18 protein-coding genes are annotated in these 21,468 nt (G+C 62.6%); 6 read left to right on the forward strand and 12 right to left on the reverse strand.

All coding sequences use genetic code 11. The features are described from left to right. Window position 1 precedes the first annotated feature (1 nt). Together HMPREF1136_RS08995 and HMPREF1136_RS09000 are read left to right on the forward strand one after the other, a co-directional pair. Window positions 2-961 carry an amino acid ABC transporter permease gene (locus HMPREF1136_RS08995; RefSeq protein WP_009649033.1) on the forward strand — a complete coding sequence of 320 codons (960 nt, stop codon included), beginning with the start codon at window positions 2-4 and terminating at the stop codon, window positions 959-961. Further along, a complete protein-coding gene (locus HMPREF1136_RS09000) occupies window positions 958-1,755 on the forward strand; it encodes an amino acid ABC transporter ATP-binding protein (RefSeq protein WP_009649007.1) in 798 nt (265 codons plus the stop codon). The genes HMPREF1136_RS08995 and HMPREF1136_RS09000 overlap by 4 nt, the downstream gene beginning before the upstream one ends. 131 nt (window positions 1,756-1,886) lie before the next feature. On the opposite strand, the gene HMPREF1136_RS09005 is transcribed toward HMPREF1136_RS09000, so the two are convergent. Continuing rightward, window positions 1,887-3,500, reverse strand: coding sequence for an ABC-F family ATP-binding cassette domain-containing protein (locus tag HMPREF1136_RS09005; protein ID WP_034505645.1), 1,614 nt, complete (start codon window positions 3,498-3,500; stop codon window positions 1,887-1,889). 141 nt (window positions 3,501-3,641) lie between these two features. On the opposite strand from HMPREF1136_RS09005, the gene HMPREF1136_RS09010 reads away from it, so the two are divergent. Genes HMPREF1136_RS09010 through HMPREF1136_RS09025 form a run of 4 tightly spaced genes read left to right on the forward strand, consistent with a single transcriptional unit; the run spans window position 3,642 to window position 8,303 of the window. Next, window positions 3,642-4,331: a queuosine precursor transporter gene (locus HMPREF1136_RS09010; RefSeq protein WP_009649030.1), complete on the forward strand. Its 690-nt coding sequence runs from the start codon at window positions 3,642-3,644 to the stop codon at window positions 4,329-4,331. Continuing rightward, window positions 4,328-5,653 carry a tRNA guanosine(34) transglycosylase Tgt gene (tgt, locus tag HMPREF1136_RS09015; RefSeq protein WP_009649026.1) on the forward strand — a complete coding sequence of 442 codons (1,326 nt, stop codon included), beginning with the start codon at window positions 4,328-4,330 and terminating at the stop codon, window positions 5,651-5,653. The genes HMPREF1136_RS09010 and tgt overlap by 4 nt, the downstream gene beginning before the upstream one ends. Before the next feature lie 15 nt (window positions 5,654-5,668). Further along, the gene (ypfJ, locus tag HMPREF1136_RS09020) at window positions 5,669-6,565 is read left to right on the forward strand and encodes a KPN_02809 family neutral zinc metallopeptidase (RefSeq protein WP_009649012.1); all 897 of its coding nucleotides are present in this window, start codon (window positions 5,669-5,671) and stop codon (window positions 6,563-6,565) included. Between the two features lie 52 nt (window positions 6,566-6,617). After that, window positions 6,618-8,303 carry an AMP-binding protein gene (locus HMPREF1136_RS09025; RefSeq protein WP_009649015.1) on the forward strand — a complete coding sequence of 562 codons (1,686 nt, stop codon included), beginning with the start codon at window positions 6,618-6,620 and terminating at the stop codon, window positions 8,301-8,303. Between the two features lie 7 nt (window positions 8,304-8,310). On the opposite strand, the gene HMPREF1136_RS09030 is transcribed toward HMPREF1136_RS09025, so the two are convergent. From HMPREF1136_RS09030 to HMPREF1136_RS09080, 11 genes are all read right to left on the reverse strand, one after another. Beyond that, window positions 8,311-9,087 carry a DUF4391 domain-containing protein gene (locus tag HMPREF1136_RS09030; protein ID WP_009649036.1) on the reverse strand — a complete coding sequence of 259 codons (777 nt, stop codon included), beginning with the start codon at window positions 9,085-9,087 and terminating at the stop codon, window positions 8,311-8,313. Further along, complete coding sequence (locus tag HMPREF1136_RS09035; RefSeq protein WP_009649013.1) at window positions 9,084-12,356, reverse strand: helicase-related protein; 3,273 nt, start codon at window positions 12,354-12,356, stop codon at window positions 9,084-9,086. Before HMPREF1136_RS09035 ends, HMPREF1136_RS09030 begins: the two co-directional genes overlap by 4 nt. 185 nt (window positions 12,357-12,541) lie before the next feature. After that, window positions 12,542-12,976 carry a metal-sulfur cluster assembly factor gene (locus tag HMPREF1136_RS09040; protein WP_009649060.1) on the reverse strand — a complete coding sequence of 145 codons (435 nt, stop codon included), beginning with the start codon at window positions 12,974-12,976 and terminating at the stop codon, window positions 12,542-12,544. Between the two features lie 10 nt (window positions 12,977-12,986). After that, window positions 12,987-13,463 (reverse strand): Fe-S cluster assembly sulfur transfer protein SufU, encoded by a 477-nt coding sequence (gene sufU, locus HMPREF1136_RS09045; RefSeq protein WP_009649025.1) that lies wholly within the window; start codon window positions 13,461-13,463, stop codon window positions 12,987-12,989. 39 nt (window positions 13,464-13,502) lie between these two features. Further along, on the reverse strand, window positions 13,503-14,780 hold the full coding sequence (locus tag HMPREF1136_RS09050) for a SufS family cysteine desulfurase (protein WP_009649052.1): 1,278 nt from the start codon (window positions 14,778-14,780) through the stop codon (window positions 13,503-13,505). A gap of 5 nt (window positions 14,781-14,785) precedes the next feature. Next, the gene (gene sufC, locus HMPREF1136_RS09055) at window positions 14,786-15,538 is read right to left on the reverse strand and encodes a Fe-S cluster assembly ATPase SufC (protein WP_009649021.1); all 753 of its coding nucleotides are present in this window, start codon (window positions 15,536-15,538) and stop codon (window positions 14,786-14,788) included. Window positions 15,539-15,554: 16 nt separating this feature from the next. Beyond that, on the reverse strand, window positions 15,555-16,745 hold the full coding sequence (gene sufD, locus HMPREF1136_RS09060) for a Fe-S cluster assembly protein SufD (protein WP_009649048.1): 1,191 nt from the start codon (window positions 16,743-16,745) through the stop codon (window positions 15,555-15,557). Further along, a complete protein-coding gene (sufB, locus tag HMPREF1136_RS09065) occupies window positions 16,745-18,190 on the reverse strand; it encodes a Fe-S cluster assembly protein SufB (protein ID WP_009649054.1) in 1,446 nt (481 codons plus the stop codon). Before sufB ends, sufD begins: the two co-directional genes overlap by 1 nt. A gap of 32 nt (window positions 18,191-18,222) precedes the next feature. Then, window positions 18,223-18,918: a helix-turn-helix transcriptional regulator gene (locus HMPREF1136_RS09070; protein WP_009649042.1), complete on the reverse strand. Its 696-nt coding sequence runs from the start codon at window positions 18,916-18,918 to the stop codon at window positions 18,223-18,225. Between the two features lie 155 nt (window positions 18,919-19,073). Continuing rightward, a complete protein-coding gene (locus HMPREF1136_RS09075; RefSeq protein WP_009649023.1) occupies window positions 19,074-19,718 on the reverse strand; it encodes an NUDIX domain-containing protein in 645 nt (214 codons plus the stop codon). 8 nt (window positions 19,719-19,726) lie between these two features. Then, entirely contained in the window at window positions 19,727-21,394 is a 1,668-nt protein-coding gene (locus tag HMPREF1136_RS09080) for a CTP synthase (RefSeq protein ID WP_009649022.1), read from the reverse strand. Window positions 21,395-21,468: the final 74 nt, after the last annotated feature.

The raw sequence follows: 21,468 nt of genomic DNA on the forward strand, positions 1-21,468 counted from the left end.
TATGGACACCATGAAAGACGGCGTTGAACTCATCAACGCCAAACCCGTTCCCAAGCCGGGGAGGTGGGTCAGCGCGATCATCGTCGCGATCCTCGCGGCGATGGCCATCCACGGCCTGGTCACCAACAAGAACTACCAGTGGAACGTCGTGTTCCAGTGGCTGTTCTCCCAGTCCCTCATGCAGGGCGTGGCCTTCACGATCATTCTGACGGTTCTCGCAATGGTGATCGGCACGGTGCTGGCGATCACGATGGCGATTATGCGTCAGTCGGTCAACCCGGTGTTGCGCTGGGTGGCGATGGCCTACATCTGGTTCTTCCGGGGTACGCCTATCTACACGCAGCTGATCTTCTGGTCCCTGCTGCCCACGCTCTACCCGTCGCTGTCGTTTGGCGTTCCGTTCCTCGGTTCGATGTTCGGCTGGGAGGTCAGCTTCGATACGGCCACCTACTTCACGCCGTTCTGGATGGCGTTCCTGGGTCTGGGTCTGAATGAGGGCGCGTACCTGGCAGAGATCATGCGTGCCGGTCTGCTGAGCGTCTCGAAGGGCCAGTGGGAGGCGGCGACAGCCCTGGGCATGCCGCGGGCGACGATCTTCCGCAGGATTATCCTGCCACAGGCGATGCGCGTGATCGTGCCGCCGATCGGCAACGAGACGATTTCGATGCTCAAGACCACGTCGCTCGTCTCAGCGATTCCCTTCACGCTGGAGCTGACGTTCATCGCACGTCAGCGTGGCCAGGCGACGTTTGCCCCGGTGCCTCTCCTGATCGCCGCGGCGATCTGGTACCTGGTGATCACGAGTCTGCTCATGTGGATCCAATCGATCATCGAGAAGCACTTCGCGAAGGGCTTCGAGCGGCGCGATAACACGGGCGGGCAGAGCGCCTCGGGCGACACGGCCTCGGATGAGGACGAAGAGATGAATGGCAAGCTCAAGTTTATGGATGTGACACCATGACGGGTACGGATCTGGAGACGGTAACCGGCGAGACGCCCATGGTGGCGGTGCGCGGAGTCCATAAGTTTTTCGGTGATCTGCACGTGCTGCGCGGCATCGATCTGGATATTGCTGCCGGTGAGGTGTGCGTCATCCTGGGTCCCTCGGGTTCGGGTAAGTCCACCCTGCTGCGCTGTCTGAACATGCTGGAGGACATCAGTGCGGGCCGTGTGTACGTCGATGGCCACCTGCTGGGCTACCGTGTGGATTCCAAGGGTGTCCTGCACGAGCGCCGTGACAGGGTGATTGCGGCGCAGCGCTCCCACATTGGCATGGTGTTTCAGCGCTTCAATCTCTTCCCGCATATGACGGCTCTGGAGAACGTCATGGAGGCGCCGGTTCAGGTGCTCAAGCGTTCGAAGAAGGAGGCCCGCGCACAGGCTCTTGAGCTGCTCGAACGGGTGGGGCTGGCGGATCGCGCGGACCACTACCCCGCTGAGCTCTCGGGTGGCCAGCAGCAGCGCGTCGCGATTGCTCGCGCGCTGGCCATGGATCCGGAGATCATGCTGTTCGATGAGCCGACGTCCGCGCTCGACCCCGAGCTGGTCGGCGAGGTTCTTCAGGTCATGAAGGATCTGGCGGCGTCGGGCATGACGATGGCCGTGGTCACTCACGAGATCGGGTTTGCCCGAGAGGTCGCCGATCAGGTGGTCTTTATGGACGGCGGCGTGATCGTCGAGGCGGGTACTCCCGCCGACGTGATCGATAATCCGCAGGAGGATCGCACCAAGGAGTTCTTCTCCAAGGTTCTCTGAGTCAATCGACGAGGCCGGGGCTGGTTGATTCCAGTCCCGGCCTTTGTCGTGGGTGCCTTCGGGCACGGCGGGTGCGCCTGGACTGAGGGGGTCGCGCGCGGTTAGTGGGTACGCGACGGCTCGCGATGAGGTCAGGTGAGCGTCACCAGGTCGAGGTAGCTGTCGTCCCAGAGGTCCTCGTCGGCGTCGGGAAGGAGCAGGACGCGCTGCGGGTTGAGGGCGGTGACGGCACCGGGATCGTGAGTGACGAGGATGACGGCTCCTTCGTAGTCGCGCAGGGCGGCGAGGATTTCTTCACGTGAGGCGGGATCGAGGTTGTTGGTGGGTTCGTCGAGGAGCAGGACGTTGGCACCGGAGACGACGAGGGTGGCCAGGGCGAGTCGGGTCTTTTCTCCGCCTGATAGGACGGACACGGGCTTGTCGACGTCGTCGCCTTGGAAGAGGAACTGGCCGAGGATGTTGCGCACGTGTGTGTCGTCGAGGGTGGGTGCGGCCTCGGCCATGTTCTCGCGGATCGTCCGAGTGTCGTCGAGGGTTTCGTGTTCCTGGGCGTAGTAGCCGAGTTTGAGGCCGTGTCCGGGCACGACGCGCCCCGAGTCGGGTTTCTCGATGCCGGACAGGAGGCGCAGCAGCGTCGTCTTACCGGCACCGTTCAGGCCAAGCACGACGACCTTGGAGCCGCGGTCGATGGCCAGGTCCACGCCGGTGAAGACTTCGAGGGAGCCGTAGGACTTGGAGAGGCCTTCGGCGGTGAGAGGGACGCGCCCGGAGGGGGCGGGGTCGGGGAAGCGCAGGCGCGCGACCTTTTCTTGGACGACCTCCCCTCCCGCCTGGGCGAAGAGTTCTTCGGCGCGGCGCAGCATTTGCTGGGCGGCGACGGCTTTGGTGGCCTTGGCACGCATCTTTTCGCCCTGGGCCTTGAGGTGTTCGGCTTTCTTCAGGGCGTTGGCGCGTTCCTTGCGGCGGCGGCGCTCGTCTTCCTCGCGCTGCTTGAGGTAGGCGTCCCACCCCAGGTGATAGATGTCGACGTGAGCGCGGTTGGCATCCAGGTAAAAGACCTGGTTGACGGTGTCGCCCAGGAGCTTAACGTCGTGGGAGATGATCATGACGCCGCCGGGGAAGGTCTTGATCCAGTCGCGCAGCCACATGATCGAGTCGTGGTCGAGGTGGTTGGTCGGCTCGTCGAGGAGGAGCACATCCGCGTTGGAGAAGAGCACGCGGGCGAGTTCGACGCGGCGGCGCTGACCGCCCGAGAGCGTGTCGAGCCTCTGATCGAGGACGCGGTCTTCAAGGCCGAGGGAGTGCGCGATTTGCGCGGCCTCGGCGTTGGCGGCCCATCCACCGGAGTTGGTGAACTGCTGGTCGAGCTTGACGTAGCGTTCCATGGCCCGCTGCTGGCGAGCGCCCTCGGTCGTGGACATCTCGTGCTCGGCCTTGCGAATGCGCGCGATGATCGAGTCGATGCCGCGCACGGAGATGATGCGGTCGCGAGCCTTCATCTCCGGGTCACCAACGTGGGTGTCCTGCGCGAGGTAGCCGACGGTGCCGTTGGAGCTGATGGTGCCGGTGTACTCGGCCGCTCCCCCACGGTCGGCTTCTCCGGCGAGGAGACGCATCGTCGTGGTCTTGCCGGCACCGTTGCGTCCGACGAGGCCGATGCACATGCCTTTATCGATCCGGAAGGATACGTGGTTGACGAGTTCGCGGGCACCGATTCGCAGAGAGAAGTCCTGGACGTTAATCACGCTCCAAGAGTAGAGGGAGGGGCGGTTGTGGGCGAATCAACCCGGCCGATGACCCGTCCTGTTGGCCCACCTTGCAGCAATTGCGGGCACAATGGGTGGTGTATATAACCATTCCATCTCGGCATTGTGAGGATTCTACCCATGTCAGATAGCCCGGTCCCGTCTGGATCGGCGCGCCCCGCGCGCGCCCTCGACATCATTTCGGTCGCGTTCGTCGCGTTGCTCCTTATTTCTAATATCGCCGCGACGAAGGCGTTTATGGTGGGTTCTTCCACCCATTATTTGATTTTCGATGGGGGCGCAATTCTCTTCCCTCTGACCTACATCATCGGTGATGTGCTCTCGGAGGTGTATGGTTTTGCCCGCGCGCGGCGGATCATCGTCATGGGCTTCGTGGCCTCGTTCCTGGCTTCGCTCACTTTCTTCATCGTCCAGTATTTGCCTCCGGCACCCGACTACGAGAACCAGGAGGCTTTCGCGGCAGTCCTGGGCGTCGTATGGCGTGCGGTTGTCGCGTCGCTCGCGGGTTACTTGGCCGGGCAGCTCCTCAACTCCTACGTGCTCGTGTGGATCCGTCGTCGCTGGGGTACCAAGCACTTGTGGGCGCGCCTGATCGGCTCGACGATCGTCGGTGAGGCTGCGGATACGATCCTGTTCTGCACGATTCTGTTCTACGGGCAAATGACGTTCGGTAACTTCGTTAACTACACGGTCACCGGCTACTTCTACAAGGTCCTCCTCGAAGTCGTCCTCCTGCCCGTGACCTATCCCGTGATCGCTGCCATCCGCCGCGTTGAAGGCTTGAAGAAAGACGAGGTGTTTGATCGATGAACGCGAACTGGCTGAGTGCTCCTTCCCCCGAGGAGTGTGCGCCCTTCGACGCCACGGCCTCGTCGGGAACCCACTGCCCCGACCGCGGGTTCGAGGTCGGCACTCGCCTGGGTGCCGAACGCGGCCTCGGGCGCACCGGCGTCATCCACACCGCGCATGGCGTGATCCGTACCCCGGCGTTCATTCCCGTGGGCACGAAGGCGAACGTGAAGGCACTGACTCCGGAGATGGTGCGTAGCCTCGGCGCACAGGCCGTCCTGGCCAACGCCTATCATCTCTACCTCCAGCCGGGTTCCGACATTGTGGACGACGCCGGCGGCTTTGCGTCTTTCATGAACTGGGCGGGTCCGACGTACACGGATTCGGGGGGCTTCCAGGTGCTGTCTCTGGGTGCGGGTTTCAAGAAGGTTCTCTCCCAGGAGTTTTCCGGGAAGGCCGACCCCAACGACCCAGCTGTCCAGATGCAGGCGATCAAAGCGTCAAATGCTGTTGTTGATGACGATGGCGTCGTGTTCTCCAGCCACATCGATGGCACGAAGCATCGCTTCAACCCCGAAGTGTCGATGGGTATTCAGCATCAGCTAGGTGCCGATATCATGTTCGCTTTCGACGAGCTGACGTCCCTGCTGCACCCGCGTGGCTACCAGGTCGAGTCGCTCGAGCGCACGCACGCGTGGGCCGCGCGGTGTCTGGCCGAGCACAAGCGCCTCACGCAGGAGCGTTCCCACAAGCCCTACCAGCAGCTGTGGGGCGTTATCCAGGGCGCCCAGTGGGAGGACCTACGTCGCCAGGCAGCGCGCACGATGGCCGACATGGAGGTGGACGGCCAGCGCTTCGACGGCTTCGGCGTGGGCGGAGCGCTCGAGAAGGAGAACCTGGGCACGATCGTGTCGTGGGTGTGCGAGGAACTGGGTGAGGACCGTCCCCGCCACCTGCTGGGTATCTCCGAGCCCGAGGATCTCTTCGCAGGTGTAGCAGCCGGTGCCGACACCTTTGACTGTGTTAACCCCTCGCGAGTGGCACGAAACGCGGCGATCTACACGCCCGATGGGCGCTTCAATATCACGAATGCGCGTTTCAAGCGTGATTTCACACCCCTCGTCGAGGGCTGCGAGTGCTACACCTGCACGCATTACACGCGCGCCTACGTCCATCACTTGTTCAAGGCGAAGGAGATTCTGTCCTCTACGCTGGCGACCATCCACAACGAGTGGTTTACGCTGCGACTGGTGGACGCTATCCGCGCCTCCATCGAGGACGGCTGCTTCGAGGCGTTCCGTTCCGATATGCTGGGCCGTTATCAGGCCGGGCGGCGTCCCTGACAAGAAGGAGTACCAATGAGTTTCAACGACAATATCCACCTGGATCCTTCGCGTGTGAGTACCTCCGGCGCTGGCCGGAAGATCGCTGGTGCCGGTGGCGGCTCAATCCTTGGAGTCCTGCTGATCCTGGGGTTCTCCTACCTCACGGGCATCGACCTGACCAGCCTCATCTCCTCCCAGGCCCCCTCGTCGTCCTCGTCCTCCTCGTCGGTCGACGTGTCGACGTGCCAAACGGGCGCGGACGCAAACGAGCGCGTGGAGTGCCGCATGGTGGCCACCGCGCAGTCCCTGGACGAGGTGTGGAAGACTCAGCTGGCCGATCAGCATACGGGAGTTTCCTACGAACTCCCCGATTTCCAGATCTTCACGAACAGTGTGTCAACCGCGTGCGGCTCGGCGACGAGCGCGGTCGGCCCCTTCTACTGCCCGGGTGACTCGACGGTGTACCTGGATCTCGGTTTCTTTGATGAGATGGTGACTCAGTACGGTGCCTCGGACTCGGTGCTCGCACAGGAGTACGTGGTCGCCCACGAGTGGGGCCACCACATTCAGAACCTGCAAGGTGTCTTCCGCACGTACAACACGCGCGAGACCGGCTCGCAGGGGGCGGGTGTTCGCTCCGAATTGCAGGCTGACTGCTATGCGGGCGTGTGGATGCACTGGGCGTCCAGCACCCCCGATCCTTCGACGGGCACCCCCTACCTCCAGACCCCGACATCCGACCAGATCATGGGTGCCCTCCAGACGGCCGAGGCCATTGGCGACGACCGCCTGCAGACGAAGTACCAGGGGACGACGAACTCCGAGTCCTGGACGCACGGCAGCGCGCAGCAGCGCGCGACGTGGCTGCAGACCGGCCTGGACTCCGGCAGCATTGCGACGTGCAACACGTGGGATGTTCCCCGCGTATGACCCTCGTTGTGTGCGCCGGTAGACTTGTTAAGACCGATCACAGGAGGATGTCATGACACGGAGTATCGTCAGCCAGGCACACGACTTTTACGACGCAGTGCCCTACGAGGTGCCCGTGCCGGATACGTCCCTCTACGAGCTGCTCGACACCGCGGCCCGCCTGTACCCGGATCGCGTGGCGCTCGATTACTTTGGTGCCACGACGACCTACGCGCAGGTTCGTGACCAGGTGCTGCGCGCTGCGCGCGTCTTGCACGAGGCCGGGGTACGTGCTGGGGACACGGTGGCGATTTCGCTGCCGAACTGCCCGCAGGCGTTCGTCGCCTTCTACGCGTGCATGCGCATCGGAGCGGTAGCCGCCCAGCACAACCCGCTGGCACCGGCCGCCGAGATCGCGGGCCAGCTGGAGCGCCACGGTGGCCGGGTCGCCATCGTCTGGGAAAAGTGCGTGGAGTCCTTTCCCCTGGATCGTTTCAACACGGTGTTCACGGTCGACATTTCGCACGGTATGCCTGCCTCGCAGCGTTTCCTCCTGAGCCTGCCGGTGCCTCGCGCCCGCCAGATGCGCGCGCAACTGCGCGGTCCCATGCCCAAGGGTGCCATCTCCTGGGACCGCGCCACGGCCTCGTCAAACCCCATCAACGCCGACCACCCGCTGCCCTCACCCGGTGACCGTGCCGTCATCTTGCACACGTCGGGGACGAACGGCGTACCCAAGTCCGCGCCCCTCACCCACCGCAATATCGGTGTCAATGTCAACCAGTGCATGTTCTGGGTGTGGAAGCTGCACGAAGGGGCCGAGACCTTCTTCTCGTTACTCCCCTACTTCCATGCCTTCGGCCTGACCTTCTTCCTGTGTGCGTCCGTGCGTAAGGCAGCCACCCAGGTGTTGCTGCCAAAGTTTGACGCACAGATGGCCCTCGACGCGCACAAGCGCCGACCCGTCACCTTCTTCGTGGGCGTGCCGCCCATGTTCGAACGCATCCTGGCGCGCGCCAAGGAGACCGGCACCGATCTCTCATCCATTCGATACTCGGTAGCCGGTGCCATGCCACTGTCGACCGCGCTCGCGGATGACTGGGAGGCCACCACGGGCGGCCTCATCGTCGAAGGATACGGACTGTCCGAAACCGCTCCCGTACTCACCGGCGCTCCTCTGTCCGCCAAACGCCGTCACGGCGTGCTTGGCGTCCCCTTCCCCTCCACGCAGCTGCGCCTGGTCTCTTTGGAGGACGATACTCTCGACGTCGAGGACGGGCAGCCCGGCGAAATCATCGTGCGAGGCCCTCAGGTCTTTGACGGCTACCTCAACGCACCCGAGGAAACCGCGCGCGTCTTCACGTCGGAAGGCTGGTTCAAGACCGGCGACATCGGCGTCAACGCCGACGGCTTCATCTCCATGGCCGACCGCAAGAAGGAACTGATCCTGTCGGGCGGCTTCAACGTCTATCCCTCCCAGGTCGAAGCGGCAATCCGCTCACTACCGGGCGTCGCGGATGTCGCCGTCGTCGGTGTGCCCGTCGCGGACGCCACCGAAGAGGTCACCGCCGCTATCATCATGGAGGAAGGTGCCCAGCGCCTCACGCTGGAGCAGGTGCGACAGTGGGCCGAAAAGTCCATTGCTCACTACGCACTCCCCCGCCAGATCGTGTTCATCGCGGAGCTGCCGCGCAACCCGATGGGCAAGATCCTGCGCCGTAAAGTCGCTCAGGTCGTGCGCGAGAAGCTGGGGCGCTGAGCGAGCGTCAACGGCCGCAATGCCTCGTCAGTTCGTTGATCGCTGTCTTCGTCTGATTGATCGCCTCGCTGAGGGGAATTCGTAGCTGTAGGCGTTCTCGTTGCGTGGTTCCGTGTGCCTTCCACTGGGCACGCAGTCGATCCTGCCTGCTCTGGCACTCGAGCAAGCGCTCAATCAACGCCACCACGTCCGAGGTCCGGCACAGACTCGGATCCGGATAGAAGCCAGCAAGGCGAGCGACACGAGCCAAGCGGATTCGCGCCATGATGTCCTCGATCACATGAGCCAGCGAACGCTGATCAAGGGTGTCGAAAGCCAGCGAGGACAGGAAGGCCTTCCCCTGCTCCGTGCGCCGCCACACACCGATGCTGCTGTCCACCTCCATGGCGTCGACAGTCAATCCCGTCGCACGCTTCCGGCGCGACGTGAGCGCTGCAGACAGACAGGCATCGCCACGGGCGTTCTCCTGGATCAGGAGTGATGGATGCGGGAAGCAGCCGTGCACAAGAGCGGCAGTCGACTCGAACGCTCGCGTCTTTCCGAGGGATGCACGCAAGAATAACACCGCATCGATACGACGATTCGTCGCGGCTGTCGCGGGAATGCAAGTCGTGGTCTCCTGCGCGACTCCCAGGAGAGTCAGCCCCTCAATCTTGCCCAGGCCCTCGCGCTGCGTGCGCGTCAGGTCCACCTCGCGCAGCAGCACATCTGTGGGAATCGTGCGCTCGAAGCGACGGACGCCGGGCGGCAGGGCCAGTGTCGACCCCCAGTCGATGGAGCTCACAGGAGCACCACAAAGCTCACCAGAGAGAAGTCTGCTTCTGACGAGGCTCCCTGGGCAATCGTTCCCGGTGTGAACAGCGATTCGAGGGTTGCTTCTTCTCCCTGCCTGATCGCCGCTGCGACGGCCTCGGTCAGCAGCGCCGAGTACTCGCTCATGTTCTCACCATCACGTGTGGCTCGGTTGAATTGCGCGCACAGGGCATCCAGTGGCTCATGGTGTTCCTCGCACAGCCGCCTGAGCAGGTCCAGGGAACGCGTTGGGTTGGATAGTGTCCGCGCGCCTGCTGCGTCCCGCGGCACGTAAATAAGAGAGAGCGGAGCGTTTGCACGGCTGGCACCACTACCACCTGCACGCTGTTCGAGACAGAAGATCACTCCCGGACTCACGTGAGAGCGCAGGTCATCCGGAATTGACACGACCGCGTGCAAGCCCGTCGGCGCGCCTTCCAGTGTGCCCGGGTTCGCGTTCATGTAGCGCTCCAACTCGATTCGGAAATCATCCAACGCAAAATCCGTGATCGACATTCCCCGCCGTATGTCTTCGAGGTCGAGAGTCTCACTGCGCAGCGTGCGCAACTGATCCGAGCGATACTCCAGGTCGTTCATATCCTCCGACGGGGTGAGCAGATTCTCCTCGCCGGAGGCACTCGCATCGCCCAGAGCCATGCGTGACTTCACACGCGACTCAAGATTGATGTAGGACTCCAGGTCGACGTCCGGCCAGAAGGTCACCATCTGGATATGCTCATTCGTCGAGCCCAGGCGGTCGACGCGGCCGAAACGCTGCACGAGACGAACCGGGTTCCAGTGCACATCGTAATTGACCACGCAATCGCAGTCCTGGAGGTTCTGCCCCTCCGAGATGCAATCCGTTGCGAAGACGATGTCGATCTCGCCCTCACGGTCCGCGAGGGCATTGGTTTCCTTCGAACGCGGCGAGAAACGACCGAGGATATCCTCGAAGCCACCACGCGCCCGGCGCTTTCCCGTGACTCGATTGCGAGTGCCTGTCACTTGCGCGCACGTCAGGCCGTGGCTCCGTTGCAGATCCGGTGCCAACTGGTCATAGAGATAGGTAACGGTGTCAGCGAAAGCGCTGAAGACGAGTACTTTTCTGTTACCCGAGTTAATCTGGCCGGCTCCGGTCTTCTCCGCGATCAGTGTCCGTAACGCGCCGAGCTTGGCATCACGATCCGGGGTCACTGCCCGGGCGTAACCAACCAGTTCGTCGAGAATCGCAATGTCGCGTACGAGGTCCACGGACAGAGCCTCGCGGTCCACATCGCGCAAGTCGACGCGGATCTGCGCCCCGACCTCGAACATCTCAGCATCTCGGTCATCGAGGCCGTCCTCAAGGCCCTCAATCCCGTATCCCACTGCTACAGAATCGACAGCATCGCGCGCGTCAAGCGCCGCGAGTCGATCCAGGATGTCGGCGCAAGAACTGCGCACGCGGTCCAGTGTCGTGCGGAAGGCGCTCACGGAAGACTCCATGCGCTTGAGGAGGTTGACACGCATCAGCGCGGCGACCGCATTCGTACGATGCAGCTCACTGCCGAAGTCATTGCCGAAGCCCTCGCGGTAGTCGGCCTCGTAGGCAGGCCGCGCATCCTCACGCACGTAGGACAGAAGCTGATACTGGGCGAAACTCAGATCGCTGATCATATCGTAGAGCTGCCCAATGGGAGGCAACTCGCCGCGTGAATCAATGGGCTTCTGGACATTGCACGGAGTGAGGCGGGTGGGGAATGTCCCCGTCTCGGTGCCGTAGTATTTGGCCACATGCTTGCGGCTACGCGCAATCGTCAGGGCGTCGAGGAGCGCAAAATAGTCCGCATTGACGTACTCGGCGAAGCTCTCCGTCGTGTGACGTCCATGCGCCTGCGAACTCCACAGGTTGAAGCGCTTTTGTGCCAGTCGCATCACCGCATCGATGGAAACGATGCCATCGGTCTTCTCGAGGTAATCATCACGACCCTCCGTAATGAGCTCAATCTGGTTACGCAGGTCGGTGAGACGATTATTGATCGGGGTCGCCGACAGCATGAGCACCTTCGTGCGTCCGTTAGCCCGGATCACCTCGTTCATCAGGCGCGTGTAACGATTCGTGCTCGCCCCGGTCACACTCCTATTGCGGAAGTTGTGGCTCTCATCGATGACAACCAGATCGAATGTCCCCCACTGCAGGTGTTCCAGGTCGATGTCCCCACTCTTGCCACGGCGACGCGACAGGTCCGTGTGGTTCAACACCTTGTAGGCGAATCGGTCCGCAGCCAAGGGATTACGTTCATCGCTCGTCTGCGTCCACAGCGTCCAGTTCTCACGCAGGCGCTTCGGACACAGTACCAATACGTTCTTGTTGAGCTGCTGGTAGTACTTAATGACGGCGAGCGCTTCGAATGTCTTGCCCAGGCCAACGCTGTCGGCGATGATGCAGCCGTTATACTTTTCCAACTTACGAATCGCCCCGATAACGGCGTCCTTCTGAAAATCGTAGAGCTTACCCCAGATCACCGACTCGAAAAAACCGGTATCTTCACGTGGATTGTGATCCTGGTTCTCCAGGAGGAACCGCCGAAAGATGTGGTACAGGGTCAGGAAATAGATGAACTCAGGAGCATTCTCTGTGTAGAGAGCCTCCACCTGGTGAGCAATCTGCTCAGTGACATCACAGGTCTTTGTATCATCGGCCCACACGGACTCGAATGTCGCCATAAGAAATTCAACCTGTGCCTTGGCCTCATCCCCCGCACAATGGGTCATCATCGTCAGCGTATCCGGACGACGCTCAACTCCCAGTCCCTCAAGGGTGAAGGTGGCACCCTGTCCCGTCAACAGATGGGGACTCTTGGCGGAGTCCTCGACGATGTAACTGGGCGTCAACTGAAGCATGTGCTCGCGCTGCACGGAGCGGAACGTCACCTTCTCCCTCAGCCAGGATGCACACGCCCGCGCGAGAGCACGCTGGCTGAGCTTGTTGCGCAGCGTGAGTTCCAGGGACGAGTCAGCGAGCGCTTTTTCTCTCTCCCCCTGCGCACGTCGCGCGATATCAAACTCCGGTGCCCCCACGACCCATCCCATGTCTTGAATAAACGTCGGTTCACTGAACAGAAAACGCACGGAGTCGAGGCGTTCAAGCTCCTCGCGCAGCTCTCCAAAGGCGAACAGGCTGAAGTGCGCGCTGATAATCGACAGTTTCGCCTCGTCATCGAGGTTGGCACGCAGGGCGTCTACCAGGCGTTTGCCCTCGGTGTTGTCGAGAATCTCCATGGGCTTTGCCCCTCTCCTTCATGCCGTGACGCACATTAGGTTACCGGACCATCATGGGGAACGGGACACGCGACACTGGAGCCGCTCGCAGAAGAGAACGGGAGGCGCGGGACCAGTGACCGCGGGATTACATACGAGTGTCCCCGGAACCGAGCGGTTCCGGGGACACTGCGCGCAAAGGCATCTCAGACGTTGAAGCCGATTGCGCGCAACTGCTCACGACCATCCGGTGTGATACGGTCAGGACCCCACGGCGGCATCCACACCCAGTTGATCTGGACCTCGTCGGTGACTCCCGACAGGATGGTCTGCGCCTGGCGCTCGATCACGTCGGTCAGCGGGCATGCCGCGGACGTCAGCGTCATGTCGAGGCGTACCTGGTTCTCAGCACCGATGACGACGCCGTAGACCAGACCCAGGTCAACGATGTTGATGCCCAGTTCGGGGTCGATAACGTCCTTGAGAGCCTCCAGGACGTTCTCAGCAGCGAGGGTGCCCTGCTCGATGACGTCGGTGCCGTCAATCTGACGGGTGGCCTCAGGCGACTGCGCCGTCTCGTTCGAGGCGGGCACGCCGAAGCGCTGCTCGACAGGCTCAGTCTGAGCCATCGGGTTATTCATAGCGATTCCTTTACTGCTCGTCGGGCTCGCCCGCGGCGGAAATATCGATACCGGACTTGGCCAACGCGTCGCGCAGGGCGTACCAGCCCAGCAGCGCGCACTTAACGCGGTTCGCGAACTGAGACGTGGACTCCAGAGCGGCCGCATCACCCAGCTCGTCGAGGATCTCGTCGTCGACGCCCAGGTTACGCGAATGCATCATGACTTCCATGTCCCGATAGAGGCGGCTGATCTCCTCAGCGGACTTGCCCTCCGTCAGGTCGGTCATCATGGACAGCGAGGCGCGCGAGATCGAGCAACCGTCGCCATCCCACTGCATTGATGCAAGGAAGTCGCCGTCCAGCGTGACGCCCAAAGTGACCTCGTCGCCGCATGTCGGATTCACCTGGTGAGAGGACGCGTCCTGCCCAGAGGGGTCTCCCTCCCCGTGCTTTTCACGCGCATGGTCCAAGATCACCTGCTGATACAACTGCTCGAGACTACCCATAGCTACCTTTCTCAAAGGATCCGACGACTCGCACTGATTCTACCGACCGAAGAAGGCTCGTACCTTCGACAAGCCATCCACCAGACGCTCAATTTCCTCGGGCGTCGTCGTCGGTGCCACCGATGCGCGCGCCGAGGAGCGCACCTGGAAGAAGGTGTGCAGCGGAATCGCGCAGTGGTGCCCGACGCGAACAGCGACATCCACCGAGTCCATGAACTGGCCGACGTCGTGGGGGTGTACGCCGTCCACGGCGAAGGCCACGACACCGATGCGGTCCACGTCCGAGGCGGGACCCAGCACGGTGATGCCGTCAATTGAGGAGAGGCCATCGAGCATCATGCGGGTGAGCGCATGCTCGTGGGCTTCGACGCGGGTCATGTCGAGGCCAGCCAGGTAGCGCAGCGCCTCAGCCCAGGCTGCGATCTGTGCGACGGGCTGGGAACCCGCTTCGAAGCGCTCGGGCGGTGCCATGAAGGTGGACTCCTCCATGGTGACCCACTCGATCATGGAGCCGCCCGTGAGGACGGGAGGCATCGCAGCCAGCAGCGTTCGCCGCCCCCACAGCGCACCCGCGCCCGTGGGTCCGAGCATCTTGTGCGAAGAGAAGACCGCGAAGTCTACATCCAGCGTGGACAGGTCGAGAGCCATGTGGGCGCTCGACTGGCAGGTGTCCAGCAGGATGAGCGCGCCAACCGCGCGCGCAGCAGCCGTGATGGCGGCGACCGGGGAGACGGCACCCGTCACATTGGAGACGTGTGTGAAGGCCACAAGGCGCGTATTTGGCGTGATGACCGACAGGGTGTCGAGGTCGATGCGGCCGTCCGGGGTCAGGTCGAGCCATGCCAGTTCAGCGCCCGTGCGCGCACACAGTTGCTGCCAGGGAACGATGTTCGCGTGGTGCTCGGCGCGCGTACACACGATGCGGTCGCCGGGTCCCACGCGCATAGGCGCGGCCTCGTCCCCGCCCAGGCCGCAGGACGCGTTACCCATCGATAGGGCGACCAGGTTGATGGCCTCGGTGGCGTTCTTCGTCCACACGATCTCGTCCGGGTTTGCACCCACGAACGAGGCCAGAGTGCCCCTCGCGCTCTCGAAGGCGTCGGTCGCTTCGTCACCCAGCAGGTGCGTGCCCCTGTGGACGGCACCGTTGGAGCGCCGGTAGAAGTCAGCCTCGGCGTTGATAACGGCCTCAGGCTTTTGCGAGGTCGCCGACGCATCGAGGTACGCAATGGGTGCCCCGCCGCGCCCGACGCGACTCAGGATCGGGAAGTCTGATCGGATCGCGTCGAGCTCGGCGGCGGTGAAGTCCTTGGACACGGGTATCAGAGACCCAGGTACTTGTCGTAGCCGTTCTCTTCGAGTTCGTCGGCGAGCTCGGGGCCACCCTGGGCGGCGACGTGGCCGTCGACGAACACGTGAACGTGGCTGGGCTTGATGTAGCGCAGGATGCGGGTGTAGTGCGTGATCAGCATGACGCCGCAGCCGGTCTCGCCGTGGACGCGGTTGACGCCCTCGGAGACGATGCGCAGCGCGTCGACGTCAAGGCCGGAGTCAGTCTCGTCGAGGACGGCGAAGGAGGGCTTGAGCAGCTCCATCTGAAGGATCTCCAGGCGCTTCTTCTCGCCGCCGGAGAAGCCGACGTTGACGTCGCGCTCGGCGAAGTCGGGGTCCATGCGCAGGTTTTCCATGGAGGTCTTCATCTCCTTGACCCACGTACGCAGGGCGGGAGCCTTGCCATCGATAGCGGTCTTGGCGGTGCGCAGGAAGTTGGAGACGGACACGCCCGCAACCTCGACGGGGTACTGCATGGCCAGGAACAGGCCAGCCTTGGCGCGCTCGTCGACGCTCATGTCGGTGATGAGCTGATCGTCGAGCCAGGCTTCACCGGAGGTGATCTCGTAGTCGGGGTGACCGGCGAGGGCGTAGGCCATGGTGGACTTACCGGAGCCGTTGGGACCCATGATGGCGTGGATTTCGCCGGAGTTGATGGTGAGGTTGACGCCCTTGAGGATTTCCTTGGGACCCTCGGCGGTCTCGACGGAGACGTGCAGGTCCTTAATGCGCAGAGTCGACATGTGTATTCCTTAAAACTCAGTTGTTACGGGACTTGGCCAGCTCGGCCTCAACGGTTGCCATGAGGTGCTCGACCACCTCGGGGACGCCAATCTGGTTGATCAGCTCGGCGAAGAAGCCGCGCACGACCAAGCGGCGGGCCTCGGCCTCCGGGACGCCACGGCTCATCAGGTAGAAGAGCTGCTCGTCGTCGAAGCGACCGGTCGCGGACGCGTGGCCCGCACCTTCAATTTCGCCGTTCTCGATCTCGAGGTTGGGCACGGAGTCGGCCTTGGCACCTTCGGTGAGCACGAGGTTACGGTTCAGCTCGTAGGTGTCCGTGCCGTCGGCGGCCTCGCGGATCAGGCAGTCGCCGATCCACACCGAGTGTGCGTCCTTGCCCTGCAGGGCTCCCTTGTAGGTGACGCGCGAGAAGCACTTGGGCTGGGAGTGGTCAACGAACACTCGGTGCTCGAGGTGCTGGCCGCCGTCCACGAAGTAAATGCCGAGCATGGTCAGCTCAGCGCCAGGACCGCGGAAATCAGTATCCGCGCACAGACGCACAAGGTCGCCGCCGAAGGTGACGACGATGTGGGTGAGTTTAGAGTCGCGGCCCAGGGCCAGGCGCTGGTTCGAGGCGTGCAGGACAGTGTCGTCCCATTCCTGCAGCGACACGACGGTCAGGTTCGCGCTATCACCGGTCTCGACCTCGACGGTCTGGTTCAGAGCGGCCTGCGCGGAGCCGGCGTGCGAGAGGATGACGGTGGCCTTGGAGAAAGCACCTGCGCGAATCATGAGGTGCTGCGCACGGGTGCCCTCGACGTTAGCAACGTTGATGCGCACCGGAGCGTCCAGCTCGGCTTCGGCCGGGATCTCAACGACCGTCGCCTGCTCGAAGCCGTTCCAAGCGACGACGGCGGTGCGGTCGCCGGGAGCCAGGACGGTGCCCAGGCGCTTGTCATCACGCGCGACGGTCTCGACGGTAACCGGCGCGGGAGCGTCCACCGTGACGGGGGCATCGCCCGCGTCGTAGTTGGCGGGTTCAAACAGGCGCTCGATGCGACGCATCGGGGTGAAGCGCCAGTCCTCTTCGCGGCCGTGCGGCACGGCAATGTCGTCCAGCTCGAAGGAGGTCGGGCGGTCGGCGCGCGAGGGGTGCGCCTTCTCGGAGCCGCCCCCGTGCGAGTGGGCCTTGTTCATGGTCTCGGCAATAGTGTTGGGGGTCGTCATCAGCCGACGGATCCTTCCATCTGCAGTTCAATGAGGCGGTTGAGCTCGAGGGCGTACTCCATGGGCAGCTCCTTGGCGATCGGCTCAACGAAGCCACGCACGATCGTCGCCATGGCCTCGTTCTCGTCGAGGCCTCGGCTCATGAGGTAGAAGAGCTGATCGGCGCTCACCTTGGTGACGGTGGCTTCGTGCCCCATCTCAACGTCATCGGTGCGCACATCCACGTAGGGGTATGTGTCGGTACGCGAAATCTTGTCCACCAGCAGGGCATCGCACAGCACGTTCGACTTAGAGTGACGGGCACGCGCATTGACCTGGACGAGGCCACGGTAGGACGTGCGGCCACCGCCGCGCGAGACGGACTTCGACACGATGGAGGACGAGGTATGGGGTGCCATGTGCACCATCTTGGCTCCGGTGTCCTGCTGCTGGCCGGGGCCAGCGAAGCCGATGGACAGGGTCTCGCCGCGGGCGTGCTCGCCCATGAGGAAGCAGGCGGGGTACTTCATGGTGATCGCGGCCCCCATGTTGCCGTCGACCCATTCCATGGTGCCGCCTTCTTCGACGATAGCGCGCTGGGTGACCAGGTTGAGGACGTTCGTCGACCAGTTCTGGATTGTCGTGTAGCGAACGCGTGCGTCCTTCTTCACGAAGATTTCAATGACGCCGGAGTGCAGAGAGTTCTCGTCGTAAATCGGGGCGGTGCAGCCTTCGACGTAGTGGACGTAGGATCCCTCGTCGGCAATGATGAGCGTGCGCTCGAACTGGCCCATCGCAGACGTGTTGATACGGAAGTAGGCCTGAAGCGGGATGGTCACGTGCACTCCCTTGGGGACGTACACGAAGGAACCACCCGACCATGCAGCCGTGTTCAGCGCGGAGAACTTGTTGTCGCCCGCGGGCACGCACTTGCCGAAGTATTCCTCGAAGATCTCGGGATACTCACGCAGACCGGTGTCGGTATCCGTGAAAATGACGCCCTGGCGCTCGAGGTCTTCCTGGATCTGCTGGTAGACGACCTCGGACTCGTACTGGGCAGCGACGCCGGAGACCAGGCGGGCCTTCTCAGCTTCGGGGATACCCAGGCGGTCGTAGGTGTCACGGATTTCTTCGGGCAGGTCCTCCCAGTCATTGACCTGTCGATCCGTGGGACGCACGTAGTACTTGAAAGCGTCGAAATCAACGTGGGAGAGGTCCGGACCCCACGCCGGCATCGGCTTGCGCTCGAACAGCTCCAGCGCCTTCAGGCGACGCTCCCGCATCCACTGCGGCTCGCCCTTGACATCCGAAATAAAACGGACAATTTCTTCATTAATGCCGGTGGGGACATCCTTGGAGTAGTCGTCGGAATCGTGCCAACCGTATTCGTAACCGCCAATCGACTCGATGATCTCGTCATCGGTCATACGACGGTCTTCAGCGCCCACGGCGGGTGCCTGCGTCATAGTTGTGTCAACCTCTCGTTCTTACCTGTGTGCTACTTGCGTCGCACATTCCTCGCACCCGGGCGGATGATGGGCATGCCCACCGGGATGTGGGTGGTGCACACGTGTCCCCCGCCCGCAAGCGTGGAAAGTCTCTGGACGTGCACGTCGAGCAGCTTGCCAAAGGCAATCGTCTCGGCGTCGCACAGCTGGGGGAAGTCCCCCGCTACGTTCTGGATTGGGCAGTGACCCTGGCACAGTTGAACGGCCAGCGTGCCACCTCCAATGTCTCGGACTGTCGCGGCGTACCCGTCCTGCGTAAGCGCGTCGGCAAGCGCCTGAGCACGGACTCGAGGGTCCGATCCCGCGTCACGCACAATGGGCGCGTAACGGCGCTCGATCTCGCGCGAGCGCGCAGCTGCGAAAGACTCGACGGCTTCCTCACCCCCGACTTGCCCCAGGTATCCCAGTGCCTTGGAAGCCAAGTCGGAGTATCCGTCGGCGAGGTGGATGTGTGCCCGCTCGGTGGCGACGTAGTGACGCGCGGGGCGCCCGCGCCCCCGCTTGGAGGGCGCACCGGGTTCGTGCTCAGCGATCTCCTTGGACTCCAGCAGCAGCGTGATGTGGCGGCGCACGGCCGCCGTCGTCAGGCCGAGGACCTTGGCAATCGCCGAGGCCGTCACCGGCCCCTTTTCGACGATGAGATCGAGCACCTGCTGACGAGTTGTGGCGTCTACTTCTTCGGCCACCTGTCCTCCGCTCCGACACGCAAGTCGCGCGCCCCAATCCGTGCTTTTCTCTGGGAAGAAGTCTACGCTAATTTGGATAAAGAGGCGTTGCGAAAAGCGTGTCAGAGTGTTACACGACCCACATGTCGAGGGACTTATGGCCTATTACCTGACAATCAACGAAGCCAGGGCGCCCCCGGCTCTCGGAGGCCTTTCCAGCCACGGCCTCGTGCGGCGTGCGCGGCCATGATGCCGATGACGGTCGAAGGATTGTGCAGGCGACCGGCAAGCACCCATTCCATGGCGTCGGTCAGTGAGACCCACGCGTACTCCATGGTTGCTTCCTCATCCTCGCGCTCAAAGGTCGTGCCCGTGGGTGCGAGGTCTCGTGCCAAGAAGACGCGAATAGGCTCCGTCGATCCGCCGGGCGAGGTGTAAAAGTCAACGAGCGTGTCCCAACGCCCGGCGCTCAGGTCCGCCTCTTCCGCAAGTTCACGCTCGGCTGCAACCAGAGGATCCTCACCGGGGATATCAAGCAGTCCAGCGGGAATCTCCCACAGCGACGCGCGCACCGGGTGTCGGTACTGGCGCTCGAGGAGAATTTCCTCGGCACCGGCCTCGCCGCGTATCACGACGACAGCGACGGCACCCGGGTGGCGGGTGTATTGACGGACAACGGGTTCCTCACCCTCCACGACCACGACACGGTCCTCCACCATGTCCACGATACGGCCGCTCCACACGACCTCGCTCGCTGCGACCTTGTGTGGGGTCGGCTGGTCAGCGATCGCGCGGACCTGCTCGCTCGACAAAAAATGCATGTTGTCTCTCATTCCTTCTCGTCCGAGCGCGATGAGTAACGTCCCACGTGACGCTTCAACGCAGCTTCAATCAGCCCCGCGAACAGCGGATGCGGGCGCGTCGGACGACTCTTAAACTCCGGATGCGCCTGCGTTGCAACATAGTAGGGGTGCAGAGCCGAATCAAGCTCGACGAACTCAACAAGTGAGCCATCCGGAGAGGTTCCGCAAACCTTCAAGCCTGCCTGTTCGAGGCGGTCGCGGTAGGCATTGTTGACCTCGTAACGGTGACGGTGCCGCTCACTCACATCGGTCGTGCCATAGGCTGCGGCAACAATCGAATTCGGAACGAGCCGTGCGGGGTATGCACCGAGTCGCATTGTTCCGCCCATATCACCGTCTCCATCAACGAATTTATGCTGGTCGGCCATCGTATGAATGACGGGCTCGATCGTGTCGGGATCCATTTCGGTCGACGAAGCACCGGGGATACCAGCGAGATGTCGGGCAGCCTCAATGACCATGCACTGCAGTCCCAGGCACAGGCCCAGCGTCGGAACACGATGCTCGCGTGCCCAGCGCAACGCGCCAAGCTTGCCTTCAATACCACGAATGCCGAAGCCTCCAGGGACGACAATCGCGTCGACGCCAGCGAGCTCGCGGGCAGCCCCTTCGGGTGTCTCGCACGTATCCGACGCAACCCAGCGAATATCAACTCGGGCGTTGTTCGCGAAACCGCCGTGCTTGATCGCCTCAGACACCGATAGATACGCGTCGTGCAGGTCGATGTACTTGCCGACGAGGGCAACCTCAAGGCGATGCTTAGGAGAATGCACGCGCTCCAGAAGTTCCTTCCATTCCTTCCAATCGACGTCGCGGAAGGACAATCCGAGGCGCTGGACGAGGTAGGCGTCGAGGCCCTCTCGATGCAGCGTCAGCGGCACGTTGTAGATGGAAGGAACGTCGGCGCATTCGATGACCGCTTCGCGGTCAACATCGCACATGAGAGCGACCTTCGACTTGACTCCCTCGGGTAGCGCACGATCAGTGCGCAGCACGAGCGCGTCCGGCGCGATGCCAATTGATCGCAGTGCGCTGACGGAATGCTGCGTCGGCTTCGTCTTCAGTTCGCCGGCTGCGGGCAGGAAAGGAATCAGCGACACGTGCACGAAAGCAACGTTCGAGCGGCCGAGGTCGTGGCGCACCTGACGGGCTGCTTCAAGGAACGGCTGCGATTCGATATCGCCAACTGTTCCACCAATTTCCGTGATGATGACGTCAGGACGCTCACCGTTCTCATCGGGCTGAGCCTGACGACGCATGACGTTCTTGATTTCGTCGGTGATATGAGGAATAACCTGAACCGTGTCACCCAGGTATTCGCCGCGACGCTCCTTGGCAATGACCGTGGAATACACCTGGCCGGTGGTCGCATTAGCGGCACCCGACAGGTTCACATCGAGGAAGCGCTCGTAGTGGCCAATATCCAGATCGGTCTCCGCACCATCCTCAGTGACAAAAACCTCGCCGTGCTGGAAGGGGTTCATTGTGCCGGGGTCGACGTTGATGTAGGGATCGAGCTTCTGCATGACCACGTGCAGGCCCCGCGAACGAAGGAGCCTCCCCAAGCTGGAGGCGGTCAGGCCCTTGCCCAATGAAGAGACGACGCCACCCGTCACGAAAATATGCTTGGTCATGGAATTTTCCGCACGCACTGTGCGCATTGAAGTACTCACCATGGAACTTCAGCTTAACACTGCACGAACGACTC

The sequence above is a fragment of the Actinomyces sp. ICM47 genome, from assembly GCF_000278725.1.
In the GTDB taxonomy this organism is placed as follows: Bacteria; Actinomycetota; Actinomycetes; order Actinomycetales; family Actinomycetaceae; genus Pauljensenia.

Excerpts from the sequence above, each read along its gene's own strand:
- HMPREF1136_RS08995 (WP_009649033.1), top strand. The coding sequence starts at position 2 with ATGGACACCATGAAAGACGGCGTTGAACTCATCAACGCCAAACCCGTT.
- HMPREF1136_RS09000 (WP_009649007.1), top strand. The coding sequence starts at position 958 with ATGACGGGTACGGATCTGGAGACGGTAACCGGCGAGACGCCCATGGTG.
- HMPREF1136_RS09010 (WP_009649030.1), top strand. The coding sequence starts at position 3,642 with ATGTCAGATAGCCCGGTCCCGTCTGGATCGGCGCGCCCCGCGCGCGCC.
- tgt (WP_009649026.1), top strand. The coding sequence starts at position 4,328 with ATGAACGCGAACTGGCTGAGTGCTCCTTCCCCCGAGGAGTGTGCGCCC.
- ypfJ (WP_009649012.1), top strand. The coding sequence starts at position 5,669 with ATGAGTTTCAACGACAATATCCACCTGGATCCTTCGCGTGTGAGTACC.
- HMPREF1136_RS09025 (WP_009649015.1), top strand. The coding sequence starts at position 6,618 with ATGACACGGAGTATCGTCAGCCAGGCACACGACTTTTACGACGCAGTG.
- HMPREF1136_RS09035 (WP_009649013.1), bottom strand. The coding sequence starts at position 12,356 with ATGGAGATTCTCGACAACACCGAGGGCAAACGCCTGGTAGACGCCCTG.
- HMPREF1136_RS09040 (WP_009649060.1), bottom strand. The coding sequence starts at position 12,976 with ATGAATAACCCGATGGCTCAGACTGAGCCTGTCGAGCAGCGCTTCGGC.
- sufU (WP_009649025.1), bottom strand. The coding sequence starts at position 13,463 with ATGGGTAGTCTCGAGCAGTTGTATCAGCAGGTGATCTTGGACCATGCG.
- sufC (WP_009649021.1), bottom strand. The coding sequence starts at position 15,538 with ATGTCGACTCTGCGCATTAAGGACCTGCACGTCTCCGTCGAGACCGCC.
- sufD (WP_009649048.1), bottom strand. The coding sequence starts at position 16,745 with ATGACGACCCCCAACACTATTGCCGAGACCATGAACAAGGCCCACTCG.
- sufB (WP_009649054.1), bottom strand. The coding sequence starts at position 18,190 with ATGACGCAGGCACCCGCCGTGGGCGCTGAAGACCGTCGTATGACCGAT.
- HMPREF1136_RS09075 (WP_009649023.1), bottom strand. The coding sequence starts at position 19,718 with ATGCATTTTTTGTCGAGCGAGCAGGTCCGCGCGATCGCTGACCAGCCG.
- HMPREF1136_RS09080 (WP_009649022.1), bottom strand. The coding sequence starts at position 21,394 with ATGACCAAGCATATTTTCGTGACGGGTGGCGTCGTCTCTTCATTGGGC.